The organism is Teredinibacter sp. KSP-S5-2, from assembly GCF_032773895.1.
Lineage (GTDB): Bacteria > Pseudomonadota > Gammaproteobacteria > Pseudomonadales > Cellvibrionaceae.
Genome location: NZ_CP120416.1, coordinates 65,563 through 85,287, shown reverse-complemented (window position 1 = coordinate 85,287; position 19,725 = coordinate 65,563). Strand labels below are relative to the sequence as shown.

Annotated in this window: 17 protein-coding genes; 9 read left to right on the top strand and 8 right to left on the bottom strand. The window is 45.4% G+C overall.

The genetic code is table 11. The annotated features are described in order from the left end of the window. Window positions 1-49 precede the first annotated feature (49 nt). Complete coding sequence (locus P5V12_RS00400; protein WP_316955260.1) at window positions 50-2,464, bottom strand: DUF1631 domain-containing protein; 2,415 nt, start codon at window positions 2,462-2,464, stop codon at window positions 50-52. 245 nt (window positions 2,465-2,709) lie between these two features. Here P5V12_RS00400 and P5V12_RS00395 point away from each other — a divergent pair, with 245 nt between their 5' ends. From P5V12_RS00395 to yacG, 9 genes are all read left to right on the top strand, one after another. Next, window positions 2,710-3,234: a TIGR02281 family clan AA aspartic protease gene (locus P5V12_RS00395; protein ID WP_316955259.1), complete on the top strand. Its 525-nt coding sequence runs from the start codon at window positions 2,710-2,712 to the stop codon at window positions 3,232-3,234. Window positions 3,235-3,250: 16 nt separating this feature from the next. Continuing rightward, the gene (nadC, locus tag P5V12_RS00390) at window positions 3,251-4,102 is read left to right on the top strand and encodes a carboxylating nicotinate-nucleotide diphosphorylase (protein ID WP_316955258.1); all 852 of its coding nucleotides are present in this window, start codon (window positions 3,251-3,253) and stop codon (window positions 4,100-4,102) included. Window positions 4,103-4,265: 163 nt separating this feature from the next. Then, a complete protein-coding gene (locus tag P5V12_RS00385) occupies window positions 4,266-4,826 on the top strand; it encodes a pilin (protein ID WP_316955257.1) in 561 nt (186 codons plus the stop codon). Between the two features lie 99 nt (window positions 4,827-4,925). Continuing rightward, window positions 4,926-5,657, top strand: a complete 732-nt coding sequence (locus P5V12_RS00380) for a hypothetical protein (RefSeq protein ID WP_316955256.1) — start codon at window positions 4,926-4,928, stop codon at window positions 5,655-5,657. A 120-nt stretch (window positions 5,658-5,777) separates the two neighbouring features. Next, window positions 5,778-7,493: a type IV-A pilus assembly ATPase PilB gene (gene pilB, locus P5V12_RS00375; RefSeq protein WP_316955255.1), complete on the top strand. Its 1,716-nt coding sequence runs from the start codon at window positions 5,778-5,780 to the stop codon at window positions 7,491-7,493. Between the two features lie 5 nt (window positions 7,494-7,498). Beyond that, window positions 7,499-8,710 carry a type II secretion system F family protein gene (locus tag P5V12_RS00370; RefSeq protein ID WP_316955254.1) on the top strand — a complete coding sequence of 404 codons (1,212 nt, stop codon included), beginning with the start codon at window positions 7,499-7,501 and terminating at the stop codon, window positions 8,708-8,710. 5 nt (window positions 8,711-8,715) lie between these two features. Beyond that, window positions 8,716-9,582 carry an A24 family peptidase gene (locus P5V12_RS00365; protein ID WP_316955253.1) on the top strand — a complete coding sequence of 289 codons (867 nt, stop codon included), beginning with the start codon at window positions 8,716-8,718 and terminating at the stop codon, window positions 9,580-9,582. 2 nt (window positions 9,583-9,584) lie between these two features. Next, complete coding sequence (gene coaE, locus P5V12_RS00360; protein ID WP_316955252.1) at window positions 9,585-10,202, top strand: dephospho-CoA kinase; 618 nt, start codon at window positions 9,585-9,587, stop codon at window positions 10,200-10,202. Window positions 10,203-10,245: 43 nt separating this feature from the next. Next, window positions 10,246-10,401, top strand: a complete 156-nt coding sequence (yacG, locus tag P5V12_RS00355; RefSeq protein WP_410483315.1) for a DNA gyrase inhibitor YacG — start codon at window positions 10,246-10,248, stop codon at window positions 10,399-10,401. A 13-nt stretch (window positions 10,402-10,414) separates the two neighbouring features. On the opposite strand, the gene mutT is transcribed toward yacG, so the two are convergent. The 7 genes from mutT to ftsA all read right to left on the bottom strand — a co-directional run bounded on the left by mutT (window position 10,415) and on the right by ftsA (window position 19,695). Beyond that, window positions 10,415-10,810 (bottom strand): 8-oxo-dGTP diphosphatase MutT, encoded by a 396-nt coding sequence (gene mutT, locus P5V12_RS00350; protein WP_316955250.1) that lies wholly within the window; start codon window positions 10,808-10,810, stop codon window positions 10,415-10,417. A 3-nt stretch (window positions 10,811-10,813) separates the two neighbouring features. Next, a complete protein-coding gene (gene argJ / locus P5V12_RS00345) occupies window positions 10,814-12,034 on the bottom strand; it encodes a bifunctional glutamate N-acetyltransferase/amino-acid acetyltransferase ArgJ (RefSeq protein ID WP_316955249.1) in 1,221 nt (406 codons plus the stop codon). Window positions 12,035-12,049: 15 nt separating this feature from the next. After that, window positions 12,050-14,755, bottom strand: a complete 2,706-nt coding sequence (secA, locus tag P5V12_RS00340) for a preprotein translocase subunit SecA (RefSeq protein ID WP_316955248.1) — start codon at window positions 14,753-14,755, stop codon at window positions 12,050-12,052. Between the two features lie 94 nt (window positions 14,756-14,849). Next, window positions 14,850-15,785, bottom strand: coding sequence for a M23 family metallopeptidase (locus tag P5V12_RS00335; protein WP_316955247.1), 936 nt, complete (start codon window positions 15,783-15,785; stop codon window positions 14,850-14,852). A gap of 286 nt (window positions 15,786-16,071) precedes the next feature. After that, entirely contained in the window at window positions 16,072-16,983 is a 912-nt protein-coding gene (lpxC, locus tag P5V12_RS00330) for a UDP-3-O-acyl-N-acetylglucosamine deacetylase (RefSeq protein ID WP_316955246.1), read from the bottom strand. A gap of 230 nt (window positions 16,984-17,213) precedes the next feature. After that, complete coding sequence (gene ftsZ / locus P5V12_RS00325) at window positions 17,214-18,377, bottom strand: cell division protein FtsZ (protein WP_316955245.1); 1,164 nt, start codon at window positions 18,375-18,377, stop codon at window positions 17,214-17,216. 94 nt (window positions 18,378-18,471) lie between these two features. Beyond that, complete coding sequence (ftsA, locus tag P5V12_RS00320) at window positions 18,472-19,695, bottom strand: cell division protein FtsA (protein WP_316955244.1); 1,224 nt, start codon at window positions 19,693-19,695, stop codon at window positions 18,472-18,474. Window positions 19,696-19,725: the final 30 nt, after the last annotated feature.

Genomic DNA, 19,725 nt, shown 5'->3' with positions numbered 1-19,725 from the left:
TCATATAGGGTAAAACATGCTGTGAACAGGTTTTCGCTGAGGCAGAAAATCAGGTTTTTTTCCGCAGACTGGTAACAACCGTTTCCAAGGCCCGGTCAAACAACATACTGTTATCCAAGGCTCTCAAAGCATCCGCTTTTAATGCAATAGCCAACTCTGTTTGTGACTTTTCGGCGACTTTCATCCCATTTCGGTTTACAAAGATGTATTTGCCTGTAGGCTTGATAAAGGCGGCGAGACGGCAACGAATGTTGGCACCACTACCATCTTTCATTTCAAACCAGGCTCCCTGATTAAAATTTGCCACCATTTTCATGTGTGCATCATCTTCAGGAAGTTCTTCAATTTCTCCGGCAGGCGCAGGCTTCACATCATTTGAAGCTTCGGACACTGGCGTATTAACAGTTGGCGCACTCTGCAATTTACCCGTGGAAGTTTTGGATACACCGAATATAGAAGGCCCAGAGTGGATCTCAATTTCCTCTATTTGATCGTCCGTCTTAGATGATGTTTCAGCTTTAGGCACAACATCAGAATCACTTTCTTCAATGATAGGACTTTCAACCGGAGCCCCGGGCTGTTTAACAGGTTCAACCCCCGCAGGAGCAATTTGAGACTGAGCAATGGCTGGCTTGGCTTCGACAGGCTTAGATTCCGGAGCTCGACCTCGAATACATGAAAGGTGCACATTCTCCAAGGATTTTAGCAAGGTGGACATTTCGAATGGATTGTAGGAAATCGTATCCAGCCCGGCTCGCAAGCGTTTTAGCAGGCTAGGCACAAGCTGGATCAGCTTCTTCCGCTGCTCGTCGGTACGTGGCACACGCACACTCCAAACCAAGTGTTCCAGTGTTGTCAGCGTATCGTTCCACTCTTTGGAGTCATAGCCATACTTCAAGCCGGTAACAAACATCACGTTGCTCCAGGCTTCATTAATCAGCTTTAACACCACCTCCGGCATAGCAACTTCATTAATGGTTCGCAGCTCGATTTCAACAGCAACCAGATTCCGTGCCACTTCAGCCTTAGCTTTACCATCTTCGGCATCCAGTGTACGACGCTCTAGTACAGCAATACGTCGCTTTTCCTTGTCAACAAAGGAGGTAAATTCAGCAAGCAATTCGTTGAAAATAGTCACATCACTATCAAAGTCATCTAACAAACTGCGAACGATCTCGTCCATTTTGCGATATAAAGGATCTTTACGCCCGTTATCACCATCTTTATCACCCTGCCAACCAACAGCCGCATTGGACATTTCATTCAACAAACGTCTTGCAGGATGGCCCCCTTTGGTAAAGAAGGTTTTATCAACCAGGGCAACCTTGATAATGGGAATTTGCAAGCGAGTGATAAGCGCTTTCATTGGCGGCGCTAAATCGCGGTCTTCCAGGATAAAATCAAACAGCATGGTGACCAGATTGATCACCTCGTCATCCATTTTGCCAATTGAAGCGCTTACGCCCCGACGTTTTTGAATATCACCCAGAAGCTCTCGAACACTCATGCCTTCTGATGCGGCAATCGGAGAGACGGGCAACCGTTGAGCAAAAGATAAAAGATTTAACAGCTCACTCCCCTCCAGCGCCTGGACGGGTTGCGGAGCAACATGATTCATTATCTGGTCGCCAAACATTCCTCGCAGAGCGTTCAGCACTTCAGGAGAGACTTGGCCAGCCGCATCAGAGGAAAGCGGTGCAGCAGAAGAGGCGGTAGACGCAACAGAAACAGGGCGAGTTGAAGCTGTCGCTCCGGACGAAAGATTGGGCAGAACGTTGTGGTCAACCAGAACCTGATTCACCACTTTATAGGTGTCCCCCAAACGGGCTACCACGGCCTTATCAAATAATTTGAACAAAACCAACTTGGCTTTGATGTCGATATCCAGCTTTTTGGCCTGATCCATAAATGCGGAGCACAATACATCGGGCCCCAAAGGATTATTCTTTTGATAGACCTTCACCGGGACAAGGCTATCCAAACGCAGGGAAAGGTGTTGGATCAGTTCACCAAACTGGGCATTCGCACGTGAAATGGAAGAGTCCACCGCAACCATCTCTTCCAGATCATCGTTTTGCACCAAAGACAATGCTTCGACAGCAATATTGTCATCCGGTGTATCACGGGATTCGTTTGACGGTGAAACTAAATTGGCGAATGCCTCATCAATGGACGAGGAGAACTGTTTTTCGATATTGCGGCGTTGTACCCGCACTTCTCTCATCGAATCAAAAAAGAGATTTTGTTCCTGGTTTGACTGAGCTTTATCAGCCAACTCAAAAAGAGAATCATCCGCGTGATCAAAAAACTGTTTTAACAGATTAAGAACGTTCTGCTTGCCTTTTTCGTGCACGGCATGAACCGCCGCAGGCAATCTGGCGAGGCGAGCGCGAATAAATCTCAAATTTTCAGGTTCCAAATGCACTACCTTTGAACGATTATCCAACTTTACGCTTCTAGGCACCTGCCGACTCCCAACCACGCTTCACGGAAATTTGAAATACGGGATAGTGAACCCCACTAATATGAGTATACTCAATGACTCGAAAGTCATTTTAGGCAAATTGCGCTGTTATCGAAATTTATCACAAGCAATTTGCGAAACCGTGACGGGTTTAATGTTTTGACGACGAAATAACCGAATACGTTATAAGCGATTGATTAGCATCACTTTTTTTTAATTACTCAATAAACGATACACACCCAATTATGACCGATCACGCACCTCCGGGAAAAGGTATTGGTAAATCCATGCTTGTCGTTGCATGGGCCATTATTCTCATAGGTCTCACACTTGCCTTTGGCTCATGGGAGGAGAATCAATACAACCCCAATCAAAGTATAGAGAGCCTTGAGTCGGCCACCCAAAGACAAGTTACGCTCGAAAGAAACCGACAACATCATTATGTGGCCACTGGTAAAATAAATAATACAAATGTCGTGTTTATGCTAGATACTGGAGCGACAGATGTTGTCGTACCTCAAAGGCTGGCGCGAAAGCTAGGATTACAATCCGGGGCCAAGGGCATCGCGATAACAGCGAATGGTCCTGTCGAAGTCTACTCGACAAATATTGAACAATTGGAACTGGGCTCAATCGTACTCAACAATGTTCGAGCATCGATCAACCCGGCCATGAAACACCAGGAAATCCTACTCGGCATGAGTGCGTTAAAAGACCTGGATTTTTCTCAGTCAGGTGACACCTTAACCCTGACTCAATATGTACGTTAAACAATCACGGAGTCCCATGAACATACGCCTTGCAGATCTTCGCCAAGACATTATCAACTCAGTTAAAGCAGCACTGCTGGAAGATATTGGTGAGGGTGATATTACGGCCAAACTTATTCCTGCAGACCATCGAAGCACCGCAGAGGTTATTACACGCGAAGACTGCATTCTGTGCGGCAAGGCTTGGTTTGAAGAGGTTTTTGACCAATTGGGCGGCGTAAACTCATTGGTTTGGCATGTTCGGGAAGGTGAACAGGTTAAAGCGGACACCAAGCTAGTTACCCTCGAAGGTAATTCACGCTCACTCCTCACAGGGGAGAGAACTGCGCTCGATTTCCTTCAACTGCTATCCGGTATTGCAACCAAGTCTCACAACTATCAGCAATTAGTCGAAGGTACCACTATTAAGATCCTCGACACGCGAAAAACCTTGCCCGGTCTGCGCACAGCTCAGAAATATGCCGTAAACGTTGGTGGCTGCCATAACCACAGGATAGGCCTGTTTGATGCGTTTTTAATCAAGGAAAACCATATCGCTGCCTGTGGTGGAATTAGCCAAGCTATTGAAACCGCTCACAAAATCGCCCCAGGAAAAACCGTGGAAGTAGAAGTGGAAAGCCTGGACGAACTGCAAGAAGCCCTGAAAGCCAAAGCGGACGTGGTTATGCTCGACAACTTTGACGAAAGCATGTTGCAGCAACTGCGCAACTTCGACAAAGGCCATACAAAATACGAAGTATCCGGCAATATGACCGAAAGCACTGTACGCGATGTCACCCAGTACCCAATCGACCACATATCTGTTGGCGCATTGACCAAAAACTGTCGAGCGGTGGATTTATCGATGAGACTAGTTGACAAGAATTGATGACAAGATTTGTCTTCTGCTAACGAAAAACGTCACCCTAAAAACGCCCCCAAGATAAAGGAAAGCCGAAAACCCAACAAAATCAATGAGATAAAAAACTGGCATAAAGGGTGCTTCGGTAGAATCGAATCTGAAACGAACCCCATCTGGGAGAAGCACTCTTATGAAAACTATGCAAAAAGGTTTTACTCTTATTGAATTGATGATCGTAGTAGCGATCATTGGTATTTTGGCGGCTGTTGCTTTACCGGCTTACCAAGACTATCAAATCCGATCACGCGTAACGGAAGGTTTTAACCTTGCTGGCGGAGCAAAAGCCATCATTGTTGACAGCGCTGCGACTGAAGCCGAGGTTGAAGCAGCAGCTACCGCATACAATGCCCAAGCAAATGGCCTCGGAGCCCGAAGTAAATATGTTGCCAGCGTTCAAATTGGCGCTGCAGCCGGTACAGCCTTGGGAGAAATTACAGTTACCTTTAATGAAGCAAACCTGGGTAACGTGGGCGTGACTGCACCAACAATCTTGCTTGCTCCTTATATTGATACTGGTGTGGCAAAAGTGCGATTAGGCGATAACTTTGCAGCTACTCCTCCTGCGCAAGGCAGCATCGACTGGGCTTGTTCATCAACAACAAACTCTGTTTCAACCAGCACAGCCAGAGGTTTCGCTAACGTAGGTCTTGGTACTCTTCCAGCTCAATTTGCTCCATCTGAATGTCGTTAATCATTATTTAACTGTCATTTTTCAAAGAAAAGCCCCAAATGGGGCTTTTTTTTTACTAAAATCTTAGACAAAAGAAAAAATATATACCTTGAGAGACCTATGGTACTGCCGAAAACCCGTTATTTAGCCTTTTCTTATCATCTATTTCTTAGCCTGTTTTTTTTTCTTGTCATATTTAGCACCATGTATATTTTTTGGTTCCCTGGCGCATTGTTTCAGGCCTCAGGCGGCTGGGAAGGAATCAAAATTATCGCTGCCGTAGACATAGTTCTAGGCCCTGCAATTACATTGATTGTCTATAACACTCGCAAACCTCAAAAAGAGCTGATTAGAGACCTGTTTATCATACTTGTGATTCAACTATCCTGCTTAGCCTATGGGGTACATGTGGTCCACCAGTCCAGGCCTATAGCGGCCGTATTGGTCTTTGACACCTTCTATACATTTAAAAAACAAGACTACCTCGACCAAGGTATCTCACAAGAAAAAGTAAAGGATCTTACAACCCTAACCACAAAACTGTTTTATGTTGAGACTTCAACAGATACTGACACATTCCTAATGGAACACGTAAAGTCACTATTGGGAGGAACACCGCTGGAAAGGGATATAACCCGCTATAAGGTTATAAAAGCTACGGATATAGAAAAAAACTCCGAAGGAGTCTTTGATAACAACCATAGCTGCTACCTTTACGACATCGAAACCGTTTACAACACAGGCCGGATCTGCTTTTCACCAAAAACACAGAGGTTCGTTTACTTCAAAACAGAGAATAACCTCATAGAAACAGAAGCTACTCCGAGTGCACACGGAGACACAAAAAAATAATGCTGAACAATATCTCCATTTCACACTAAAATGTTAAAGATTACATAGAGTTATTAGCTTTTTTTCGTAATCATGTTAACTTGGCGATGAAATAGCATTTTTGTAGAAAGTGTGGAATCTATGGTACTTAGCGGATTAGCCCGAAGACTAGTAAGAGACGAGTTCCTTGATGAGGATACAGCCCATCAAGCCATATCCCAGGCGGAAAAACAAAAAACGCCACTTCCTGTTTTTCTTGTTGAAAATAGCTCAATCAGCCCGTTGGACATTGCCAATGCTGCTGCGGACGAGTTTGGTACTCCTCTCATAGATCTGTCCGCCCTGGCAAAAGACATTACTCCCAAAGGATTAATTGACCCTAAACTTGTCCATAAACACTACGCATTCCCTCTTTTCAAAAGAGGTAACCGACTTTTTGTTGCTGTTTCCGACCCCACTAACCTTCATGCATTAGATGAGATCAAGTTCAATACAGGCTTGGCAACCGAAGGGCTGTTGGTTGAAGCGGATAAATTGCAAACTGCTATTGAAGCTTATCTGAAAGCAGAAGAGGAAAGCATTGGCGATGCGTTAGGAAATCTGGACGAAGATTCTCTGGACGACCTCGATATTCAAGCAGTTGACGAGGATGCCTCACCATCAGATGAATCATCGGAAGCCGATGAAGCTCCCATCGTTCGCTTTGTAAACAAAGTATTACTCGACGCGATAAAAACCGGTGCTTCGGATATTCACTTTGAACCTTACGAAAAATCCTATCGCGTAAGACTGCGCACAGACGGCATATTGAACGAAGTCGCCAAACCGCCACAAAACCTTGCAGGCAGACTTGCCGCCCGCCTCAAAGTAATGTCACAAATGGATATTTCAGAGAGACGCGTCCCCCAGGACGGTCGTATTAAGATGAAAATATCCAAAACCCGGGCAATCGACTTTCGAGTAAACAGCCTACCAACACTTTTTGGCGAAAAAATTGTACTGCGTATTCTCGACCCATCCAGTGCCAAGCTGGGTATTGATGCCCTAGGCTACGAAGATGAGCAGAAAAAGCTTTATATGGATGCGCTGGCCCAGCCCCAAGGCATGATTTTGGTAACCGGGCCGACAGGCTCAGGTAAGACAGTCTCTTTGTACACAGGTTTAAACATACTCAACACGCCAGAACGGAATATATCCACTGCGGAAGACCCCGTAGAAATCAACCTCGAAGGAATCAACCAGGTTAACGTAAATACCAAGGTAGGGCTCACCTTTGCAGAGGCTTTACGATCATTTCTGCGACAAGACCCCGACATCGTCATGGTTGGGGAGATCCGTGACCTTGAAACAGCCGAGATTGGCATTAAGGCGGCACAAACCGGTCACTTGGTATTATCGACCCTTCATACTAATAGTGCTCCCGAAACCCTCACCCGCTTGCTTAACATGGGCGTACCGGCTTTTAACGTCGCAACGACAGTAAGCCTGATTATTGCTCAACGTCTAGCAAGAAGGCTGTGCAGTAACTGTAAGAAACCTGCAGATGACATACCGGATCAGGTTCTCAAAGAGGAAGGCTTTTACGAAGGAATTGGGATAGAGAAGGAAGATTTCACCATATTTCACCCTGTGGGCTGCAACCAGTGTAACAATGGCTACAAAGGGCGGGTCGGGGTTTACGAAGTGGTAAAAATCACAGACTCAATTTCAAGAATAATTATGGAAGGCGGAAACGCTATTCAGATCGCAGACGCGGCTAGAAAAGAAGGGTTTAATAACCTCCGCACTTCCGCTTTGCGTAAGGTCGCAACGGGCATTACCAGCCTAGAAGAAGCAAACAGAGTGACTAAGGATTAATTCCAATGGCAGCATCAGTCGAAGTCTTCACCTATAAGGGGGTAGACAAAAAAGGTAATAAGGTTGAGGGCGAAATCAAAAGCGCGAGCTCCTCCTTGGCCAAAGCTCAGCTTATAAAACAGGGCGTTAGGACCAAAACCATACGCAAAAAGCCCAAACCCCTGTTCGGCGGAGGCAAGAAAAAAGTTACTCCCATGGACATTGCCTTATTTACCCGGCAAATGGCTACTATGATGAAGGCCGGTGTTCCACTTGTTCAGAGCTTTGATATTGTTGCCGGTGGTACCGACAACACGGGCTTGAGAGACTTAATCAAGGATATTAAAGAGGATGTTGCTGCTGGCGGCGGTTTTGCCAATGCGTTGCGTAAAAAGCCTAAATACTTTGACGACCTATTTTGCAACTTAGTTGAATCTGGTGAACAATCTGGTGCGCTGGAAACCATGCTCGACCGAATTGCGACCTATAAAGAAAAGACGGAGCAACTTAAAGCCAAAATCAAAAAAGCACTAACCTATCCTATAGCGGTGATTATAGTCGCCATTGTTGTAACCGGAATCCTATTGGTAAAAGTCGTACCTCAATTCGCAGAGACATTTAAAGGCTTTGGCGCAGACCTACCGGCCTTTACTTTAATGGTGCTAAATCTATCAAACTTCGCACAAGAATACTGGTTTATCGGCCTGATATCATTGATAGCGTTTTTCGTTGCCTATGGGCAGTTAAAGGAAAAAAGCCCGCAATTTCGTGCTTTTGTCGATAGAACCTCTCTAAAAGTTCCCATTGTCGGAGATATCATCTATCAATCGATAGTTGCCCGCTTTGCCCGAACTCTATCAACTACTTTTGCTGCAGGTGTACCATTAATTGATGCTCTCACCTCCGTGGCCGGAGCGACAGGAAACATCGGCTACGAAAAAGCAGTATTACGTGTCCGAGAAGAGGTCTCTACCGGTACTCAACTGAACGTTGCCATGACCAATACCGGCCTATTTCCCTCCATGCTATTGCAAATGACCACCATCGGTGAGGAATCTGGCGCCTTGGATGATATGCTGGATAAATCCGCCAATTACTACGAAGAGGCTGTAGATAACCTGGTGGACAGCCTTACATCACTGCTAGAACCAATGATTATGTCCGTGCTGGGTATATTAGTAGGTGGATTGATGATCGCCATGTACTTACCCATATTCCAGATGGGTCAAGCGATATAAGGTCTATGACAATAGAGATACTGTTTTCATCATACGCATTATTAATTGGATTAATCGTAGGCAGCTTTCTGAATGTCATCATTCTGCGCCTGCCAATAATGCTAAAAAAAGAATGGAAGCAGAATTGCCAAGAGGTTCTGAATGAGATTGCAGAGGAGGAAGCCAACATCCCTCTGCCAGAGGGAAGGTTTAATATTGCCTACCCTCGCTCCCATTGCCCCAAGTGTAAAAAACAGGTTTCTGCGCTAGAGAATATCCCCGTACTCAGCTACCTGTTTTTGAAAGGCCAATGCTCCGGCTGTCATACCAAGATTTCTCCTCGTTACCCCATTGTCGAACTGATAACAGGCCTCCTTACCGGCTACTGCATTTACACACTTGGCGCAAATGTACAAGGGTATCTCGCCGTAGTGCTCAGCTGGGCCCTCGTAGTACTAACCCTTATTGATGCAGACACCCATTACCTCCCGGATGATATAACTCTTCCTCTACTCTGGATCGGTCTTCTGGCAAATACTTTTGGAGTCTTTGTTGATTTACAAAGCGCAGTAATTGGCGCAGCAGCAGGCTACCTAAGCTTGTGGAGTGTCTACTGGGTTTTTAAATTTCTGACCAAAAAAGAAGGGATGGGATACGGCGATTTCAAATTGCTGGCCGCATTGGGTGCCTGGATGGGCTGGCAGATGCTGCCATTTATTATTATTGCCTCAGCGTTCGTTGGTGCAGCGATAGGTATTGCCGGCATTATTTTTTATGGCAAAGACAAGGATATGAAAATCCCATACGGTCCATACTTGGCTACAGCAGGATGGATAGCCTTCTTCTGGGGTAACGACATAACACAAGCCTACCTGCAATACATGGGAAGCTAACCGTGCTGGTTATAGGGCTCACTGGCGGGATTGGCTCAGGCAAATCAACAGTTAGTAATATCTTTACCGAATTCGGCGTTCCGATTATTGATGCAGATATTGTTGCCAGACAAGTCGTCCAACCCGGCACAAATTGCCTACAACAGATTGCTCAACACTTCGGAAACACCATACTCCTAGAAAATGGTGACCTAGATCGTAAAGCCCTGCGGAAAATTATATTTAACGATGAAAATGAAAAAAAATGGTTGGAAGCGTTGATGCATCCGGTAATTCGGCAGGAAATAAAGCACCAGCTTGGAAGCCAGTCCGCAGACTACTGTATTTTATCGTCGCCGCTGCTTATCGAAACCCATCAACAGGAGCTTACTCATCGAATTCTCGTTGTTGACGTTGACGAAAAAACACAAATTGACCGCACCAGTAACAGAGATAGCGTGCCTAGAGAACACGTTAAAGCCATACAAGCCAGTCAGCTTTCAAGAAAGGAAAGGCTCAGCTACGCCAATGACCTGATTGACAATTCCGTTTCACTGCAGGAAACTCACGCACAAGTCGAACGTCTACACCAAAAATACTTATCACTTTCAGCCGAATATGACTCAACCAAACAACGTTAAAACACTCTCTGTTCAGTGCCCTACCTGCAAAACCGAAGTCCTTATGACAAAAGAGTTTCCACACAGACCATTTTGCAGTGATCGATGTAAAAATATCGACTTTGGTGATTGGGCTCTTGAAAACCACAAAATTGAAGGTCCGTCGCAGGGAGTTGAAGGTTTGGAAGAAGACCTTTGGTCTGGCGAACTAACAGAATAATCTGGAAGGCTAATCAGGATACAACGGCCCGGTAAGCAGACATAATTTCAGTATTCGCGGGAGGGAAAGGGTAATCATCAAACCGCTCGACAGGCATCCAGTCAATCTCCTGTCCTTCTTTGCCAGTTGCAATACCACTAAACTCTTTTACAACCCGAACCCGAAGATACACCGTTTTTTCTGGGTATTCGTACTCCAAGTCCAGCAACGGAGCACTGACACCAATTTCGATACCAACCTCTTCAAACAACTCCCTTGCAAGAGCCTGGTGAACACTTTCATTTTTTTCAATTTTTCCACCAGGGAATTCCCATAAACCTTCTAGATGCTGCCCTTCTTGCCGCTTGCTGATTAATAACTCTCCATGCTTATTCACAACCAGACCAACCGCAACATCAATTATTTCCAAGGCTCAACTCCGGTATTCAGCATTAATTCTTATATATTCATGGGATAAATCCGTCGTCCATAACACTTCGTCAAAATTCCCTCGGGCAAGATCCACTTGAATTTGATATCGCTCTTTACTGACGACAGTCTGCCCGGCCTCTTCAGTATATGACGACGCTCGGCCCCCCTTCTCCACCAGCAAAACATCATCGAGCCAAACACGCACGCCCTCAACATTCAAGTCCTGAATACCTGCATAGCCAATTGCAGCGACAATGCGCCCCCAGTTAGGATCCGAAGCAAACATAGCAGTTTTTACTAACGGAGAATGCGCGATGGCATAAGCCACATCAAGGGATTCCTGAGCCGAGGCTCCACCACGAACATAGACTTCAACACATTTGGTTGCGCCTTCCCCGTCTTCAACAATTTGTAATGCGAGAGACTGGTACACGTCCAGAATGGCTTCCTTGATTGCTAAATATTCTTCTGAATGACTGTCTGTTATTTTGCTGCTCGCTTTCGCTCCTGTAGCAATCAAAATACAAGAATCATTGGTCGATGTATCGCCATCAATAGTGATGCGATTAAAAGATTTCTGAGCACACTCCAACGAGATTTTTTCCAATACATCCTGCGCAATCGCAGCATCCGTTGCCACATAGCCAAGCATGGTCCCCATATTGGGGTTAATCATACCCGCACCTTTTGCAATCCCCGTAATAGAAATTATGTCTCCACCAACTTCAACCTGCCTACTCGCACCTTTCGGTCGAGTATCTGTGGTCATAATCGCCTTAGCTGCGGTCAGCCAATTATCTTCCCGACAGGCACCCAATGCCGCAGGCAAAGCATTAATAAGTTTATCTGCCGGAAGCAGTTCACCAATAACGCCGGTGGAGAAAGGTAATACAGACTCCGGCGTAACCCGCTTAAGTTCTGCTGCGGCCAGGCAGGTTTTTATCGCCGCCTCATACCCTGCTGCACCGGTACACGCATTAGCATTGCCCGAGTTGATAACAAGCAATCGAGTATTCGATTGTTTTAAATGCGCTCGAGCAACCTTTACTGGTTCCGCACAAAATGCATTTTGAGTAAAGACGCCCGCAACAGTAGCACCGTCACAGATATCAATGACAACCGTATCGTATCGGTCGGGATATTTTATCCCTGCAGCAGCAACGCCAAGAGACACGCCAGCTACAGGAAAAACTTCGGGCCAAGATTCTTTACCAACAGCCATGAACAATTCTCTGAATTAATTTAGTTTTCCATGACAGGCTTTAAATTTTTTGCCTGAACCACAAGGGCAAGGATCATTTCGACCCACTTTTTTGCCTTCACGTACAAACGGCTTTTCTGCTGTTGGTTGAGGCTCATCCGAATCCTGCAAAGCATTAACCTGTTGATGTTGAAGGTCCATTTTTTGACGTTCAGCCTGCTCTCTGCGACGCTGTTCTATTGCATCAACCTCTTCCCTGGTCATGGGTTCGATACGGAATAGAATTCGAGTTAGATCGTGTTTCAAATTCTCTAGCAATCGCTGGAATAACTCAAACGATTCGCGCTTATATTCCTGCTTAGGGTTTCGTTGTGCATATGCACGTAAACCAATACCCTGCCGCATATGATCCATATTTTGCAGGTGTTCTTTCCATAAAGAATCAAGCACTTGTAGCATTACTTGTTTTTCGATCACACGAATCACATCACCAATGCGATCAGCTTTAGTTTGATAAGCTTCATTCATAGCCGCCATGATTTTTTCACGCAGAGGCTCTTCGTATAGTCGTTCGTCTTCTTCCAACCATTTCGTTACCGGAATTTCCAGACCAAACTCGTTTTGTAGCGCTTTTTCCAAGCCATCGGTATTCCATTGCTCAGCAACACTTTGAGGTGGAATATAGCCATCAATAACATTACTGATTACGTCTTCACGAATACCAGCAACGGCTTCATCAATAGTTTCAGCTTCAAGTAATTCATTTCTTTGAGCATAAATAACTCGACGCTGGTCGTTTGCCACATCATCGTATTCGAGAATCTGCTTACGATAATCGAAGTTTCTACCTTCAACTTTTCGCTGTGCTTTTTCAATAGCATTGGTCACCATTCGGTGCTCAATTGCTTCACCTTTTTCCATGCCCATTGCTTGCATGAAATTACGCACTCTGTCCGAAGCAAAAATACGCATCAGATTATCTTCCAGAGAAAGATAAAAACGAGAAAGCCCTGGGTCACCTTGACGACCTGCACGACCTCTTAACTGATTGTCAATTCGGCGGGACTCGTGACGCTCGGTACCAATGATATGTAAACCACCCGCCTCAATAACGAGATCGTGGCGTTTTTGCCACTCTTCTTTAATTTTCGCAATTTGTTCGTCTGTTGGGTTTTCCAGCTCAGCAATTTCCGATTCCCATTTCCCCCCCAAGACAATATCGGTTCCTCGACCGGCCATATTCGTTGCGATGGTTACCGCTCCAGGGCGGCCAGCCTGGGCAATAATGTCCGCTTCACGTTCGTGATACTTCGCATTCAAAACTTCATGTTTAATGCCCGCTTTTTTCAAGCGTTTAGACATTTCTTCTGAAGTTTCTACGGATGCGGTGCCCACGAGTACAGGCGCATTTTTCCCTCGGAACTCATTAATATCCCGAATAATTGCCTCGTACTTTTCTTCAACCGTCATGAAGATAAGGTCGTTTAAATCCAATCGAGCAGTAGGCTTGTTAGTAGGAATAACAACCACATCCAAACCATAAATATGGTTAAATTCAAACGCCTCAGTATCCGCCGTACCTGTCATACCGGCCAGCTTCGGAAATAAGCGGAAATAGTTCTGGAAAGTCGTAGATGCGAGAGTTTGACTCTCAGATTGAATAACAACGCCTTCTTTTGCTTCCAATGCCTGATGCAAGCCTTCAGACAAACGGCGTCCAGGCATAGTTCGTCCGGTGTGTTCATCGATCAGTACAACCTGATCGTTTTGCACGATGTACTCAACATTTTTATTAAATAAGTTGTATGCCTTCAGCGCTGAATGGATATGGTGTAGAAGAGAAAGTTTTTCGGCACCGTAAAGACTGTCATTTTCACCTAACAACCCTTCTTTCGTTAACAGTTCCTCAATTAACTGGTGTCCATCTTCTGTTAGTTCGACTTGGCGAGTTTTTTCATCGACAGTGAAATGCCCTCCAGCTTCACCCTCTTCCTCTTGCTTCTTGAGCTTGGGCACCAACTTATTCATCACCCGATACATTTCAGAGCTATCTTCTGCTGCACCGGAAATGATAAGCGGCGTTCTCGCTTCATCGATAAGAATCGAGTCGACCTCATCCACAATGGCAAAATTTAATGGTCGCTGAGAACGATCCTCTTTACGCAACACCATATTGTCACGTAAGTAGTCGAAACCAAATTCGTTGTTGGTTCCATAAGTAATGTCTGCTAGATATGCGGCTTTTTTCTCATCTGGATCTTGCATTGAAACAACCGATCCAACGGTCATCCCCAAAGCTTCATACAAAGGCTTCATCCAGTTGGCATCGCGCCGAGCCAGATAATCGTTCACCGTGACCACATGAACGCCTTTTCCTGACAATGCATTTAAATATGCAGCCAGTGTTGCCACTAGAGTTTTACCCTCACCAGTGCGCATTTCGGCGATCCTGCCTTCATGCAAGGTCATCCCACCAATAAGCTGGACATCAAAATGCCGCATGTTCATAACGCGCTTACTGGCCTCTCGAACCAAAGCAAACGCCTCAGGCAGGATATGATCTAATGTTTCACCTTGTTCAATTCGTGTTTTGAAAGATTGTGTTTTTTCTTTGATATCACTATCACTGAGTTTTTCATACTCTTCTTCAAACGTATTAACCTTGGCGACAACCTTATACATGCGCTTAAGTTCACGATCATTCTTTGTCCCAAAAATGGACTTCAATATTTTGCTAAACATAAAAACACCGAGTGTAATGAGCCTGAGGGCTCACGAAATTTTATTTTTTATATTGGGTTAAAAACTGACAGTTAAAGCAAGAAGGGGGAAGAACTCACCGCGCGGCGCGATGAATATAGGTAGATGGGTCGACAGGACGACCATGTTTGTATACTTCAAAGTGTACGTGAGGGCCGGTAGAACGACCACTTGACCCCATTAGCGCAACAATTTGGCCTTTTTTGACCACATCGCCAACTTTAACAAGGTTTTCTTTACAGTGGGCATAACGCGTGGAAAAACCGTTACCGTGGTTTACTTCGACAAGGTTACCGTATCCATATCTCTCGTCGGACCAAGTGACCACACCGGCGGCAACAGCAACAATCTCTGCTCCGTCCTTACCGGCAAAATCAACACCACTATGCCAGGCAATTTTCCCGGTAAATGGGTCGTTTCGGCGGCCGTAACGGGAAGACATCCAACCCTTTTTAATTGGCCGGCCAGCAATGAAAACATCGTTTTGTAATTTCCGGTTAGCCAGAAGCGCTTCAAGCGTATCCAATTGTTGCTGCCGGTCTTCAATTTGCTCTGTCAGCTGCTCAAGCATTTGAGCAAGCTCCGGTGATTTAACAGATTCGCCATCAATACGAAATTCAGGGCCACCGAGCGCAGGGAGTGTGCCGAAATCGAACTCACCATTGTCCAGTTTAGCCATAGTGGTTAGGCGCTCACCAAGAGCATCCAAACGAACAAGTCTGGCCTGTAATTCAGCGACACGAAGAGTTAATGCGGCGAGTTTTTGTTCTGCTTCGCGGCGGGCGTTACCAACCTGCTCTTCTTGAGCGCTAAGCGCCTTTTCCCAAGCATGAGTAACTTCTGGTTTGAGCAGTCCGCTAGAGTCTCCCCCACCAGCGAGGTAAATAGCCATAGCAGCACTAAGCCCTACAGGCAGACCGACAACACAAGCGGAAAGAAACACGCGTGTCCAGCCACCTAGCGTAAAGCTACGAGTATTACCATGACGTTTACTTACAACGATTATCTTCATCGTTTGGAGACTTGCTGCGTCCAGTTACCTCACGTAGTAGAGAAAGCCCAAGGAACCTAATTAAAAGACTTTCTCCGCCCGTTAGTATAATAATTATACAGAGTTGACCTACTGGCAAGTTGCCAAATTAGACGTAGGTCACAAGCGGCAAAACTATGGCATATGTAATCATAAAATACCAACACTAATTCTGCCGAGAATCAAATACGGCGCATACTTGTGATTCTCTGCAGGAAAAGGGAAGATAACTCCCTTTTCCGCAGGAATAATTTGCGGGGGTAGATCGTTAAACCGCCAATAATGGCTTGATATAGGATATTGGTGCGCTGGTTTCGTCCTCAAATGTGACAAATTCCCACGCATCTTCTTTCTTTATTAGCTCTCTTAACGACTTATTGTTTAATCCGTGACCAGATTTATAGGCTTTAAACTCGCCAATAAGGCTAGTACCAAGAAGGTACAGATCCCCAATTGCATCCAGAACCTTATGCTTCACGAATTCGTCTTCATAGCGTAAGCCATCTTCATTTAGAACTCGGTATTTATCGATAACGATCGCGTTATCGACACTTCCCCCTTTAGCCAGACCTTTGGAACGCAAATATTCAATTTCATGCATAAAACCAAAGGTACGAGCTCTTGAGACCTCTTTTACAAAAGAGGTGCTCGAAAAATCTACGGTCGCATTTAACGTGCGATCTTTAAATACAGGGTGATCGAAATCGATACCAAAAGACACCTTGAAGCCATCAAATGGTAAAAAGGTTGCCTCTTTATCACCGTCTCTAACAGTAACTTTCTTTTTAATACGGATGAATTTTTTTGCCGCATTTTGCTCCTGGATACCAGCAGACTGGATAAGGAACACAAAAGGGCCTGCGCTACCGTCCATAATCGGGACTTCATCGGCACTCACTTCGACAATCGCATTATCAATACCTAAACCGGCCATTGCAGAAAGCAAGTGTTCAACCGTTGATATGCGCACATCCCCAGATACCAAGCTGGTGGACAACGTCGTATCGCCAACATTCTCAGCAAGCGCTTTGATCTCCACTACCGGGGTCAAATCTACCCGACGGAATACGATGCCCGAGTCCACTGGAGCAGGACGAAGCGTAAGATAAATCTTCTGTCCGGTATGCAAACCAATTCCGGTTGCTCGAATCTCGTTTTTTAGTGTTCTTTGTTTAATCATGGACTCTGCTCTCTAGGGTGCGCTCAAAGCGGCGCGCATAGTACCAGAAAAGGAAGGTACGAACCAACTTTAGGCTGAGAATTGTACAATTATCCTCCCCCCAATTCCTTATTTCAATGTTTCGACTTAACAAATTAGGTTAAGTTCAACGACAAACAGCCAGGAAAGGGGACCTGGCCGCCATCGTTGATAGCAACTCGAACAGCCTTTAGCTGTTATTCGTACGCTTTTTAGTCAGCTTGTTTTCGAAGAAAAGCTGGAATATCGAGATATTCTAAATCCCTTTCCGGCGTATCAATAGAGGATGCCGGTTTCGTCGCAGCTTTATTCGCACGCATTATCGTTGGCTTATCCAAAGCAGAATAATTTGGTTTGCCATCTACTTTATTGCGCGTATTGTCTACAATCACTTTAGCTTCTGGTCGTTCAAGAGATCTGGCTTCCCCTAAACCTGTAGCAACAACGGTTACCCGTAGCTCATCATTCATTTCAGGGTCAATAACAGTCCCCACAACCACAGTGGCATCGTTACTGGCAAACTCTTCAACCGTATCCCCAACCTCGGAGAACTCACCCAAAGATAGGTCCATTCCAGCGGTGATATTCACTAGAATACCTCGAGCGCCTTGAAGATTAATATCTTCTAGTAATGGACTGCGAATAGCCGATTCAGCCGCTTCACGTGCACGGTTTTCACCTGTTGCGGTGCCGCTACCCATCATAGCCATACCCATTTCAGACATAACGGTTCTCACGTCGGCAAAGTCGACGTTGATCATGCCTGGACGAATAATTAAATCAGCGATACCTTGAACAGCACCTAACAAAACATTATTCGCCGATTTAAACGCATCGAGAAGACTGGTCGTTTTACCCAGTACCGCCAAAAGTTTTTCGTTGGGAATCGTAATTAGCGAATCAACACGATCCTGCAATTGCTTAATTCCCTCTTCGGCAAGCGCCATACGCTTACGACCTTCGAATGGGAAAGGCTTAGTCACTATAGCGACTGTCAAAATTCCCATTTCTCTCGCGATTTCGGCAACGACAGGCGCACCACCCGTACCGGTACCGCCCCCCATACCAGCGGTGATAAAAACCATATCCGCACCAGATAAAACTTCAGCAATACGATCACGATCTTCCATCGCAGCTTGACGACCGATTTCAGGATTCGCTCCCGCCCCCAAGCCTTTAGTGATATTGTGACCCAACTGCAAAACAGTTCGTGCATCAATATCCTTAATGGCCTGCGCATCGGTGTTTGCACAGATAAATTCAACCCCTTCTACAGCGTTAGCAATCATATGCTTAACAGCATTACCGCCGCCGCCGCCAACGCCAATGACTTTAATTACCGCGTTTTGCGGAATGTTATCAACTAATTCAAACATAGTTTTCCCCTTTTTTACCCTTGAGACTTTTCAGTCTTCAGTGTTTTCCACAAAAAGCTTTGTCACTTAAGCTTTTTGTCAGAAATTTGCTTAATTAAAAATTTCGTTGAAACCAGGTTTTAAGTTTGCCCCAACCGCTATCTCCTCGATCATCAGAGTAACTGCCTGGACCTTGCTTCATTCCATACATTAATAACCCAACCCCAGTTGAATAAATTGGATTATTGACAATATCTTTTAAACCATTGATGTTTTGCGGTGATCCTAAACGAACTGGCATATGGAAAATTTCCTCCGCCAAATCGACCACACCTTCCATCTTTGAAGTTCCGCCGGTCAATACAATTCCCGCAGCAACCATGTCTTCAAAACCACTGCGACGTAATTCCGCCTGAACCAAAGTAAATAATTCATCGTAACGAGGCTCGACCACTTCAGCCAATGCCTGCCTCGATAAATCCCTTGCTGGCCGATCACCAACGCTCGGCACTTTAATTGTTTCCTCTGCTCCGGTTAATTTAGCCAAAGCACAGGCATAACGAATTTTTATTTCTTCTGCATGTTGCGTCGGTGTTCTTAGTGCCATTGCAATATCGTTGGTCACTTGATCTCCGGCGATAGGGATCACGCCCGTGTGGCGAATGGAACCTTCAGTAAAAATAGCAATATCGGTTGTACCACCACCGATATCCACCAGACACACACCCAATTCTTTTTCGTCATCCGTCAATACCGAATAACTGGATGCCAGTTGCTCCAAAATAATATCTTCAACATCCAGGCCGCAACGACGAATACACTTTTCAATATTTTGCGCTGCATTGACCGCACAGGTAACCAAGTGGACTTTGGCTTCCAAACGAACCCCTGACATTCCCAAAGGTTCTTTAACACCTTCCTGCTCATCAATTAAATATTCCTGCGGCAAGATATGCAGAATCCTCTGGTCTGCAGGAATTGCAACAGCCTGTGCAGCGTCAATAACACGGTCAAGGTCCTGCGATAAAACTTCACGGTCTTTAATGGCGACAATACCGTGTGAGTTCAAACTGCGTATGTGACTCCCAGCGATACCAACATAAACCGAGTGAATTTGGCAGCCAGCCATTAATTCCGCTTCTTCAATTGCTCGCTGTATGGATTGCACAGTCGATTCAATATTAACAACCACGCCTTTTTTCAGGCCAACCGATTTATGGGAGCCTATTCCAACAATGGAAAGTCTTCCTTCCGGCGAGAGCTCTCCTACAATCGCAACGACTTTGGATGTACCTATATCCAAACCTACGATCATCCGACCGTCATTTGAATGAGCCATTGCTTCCCCCTAGAAGAGTATTTTCTCTGC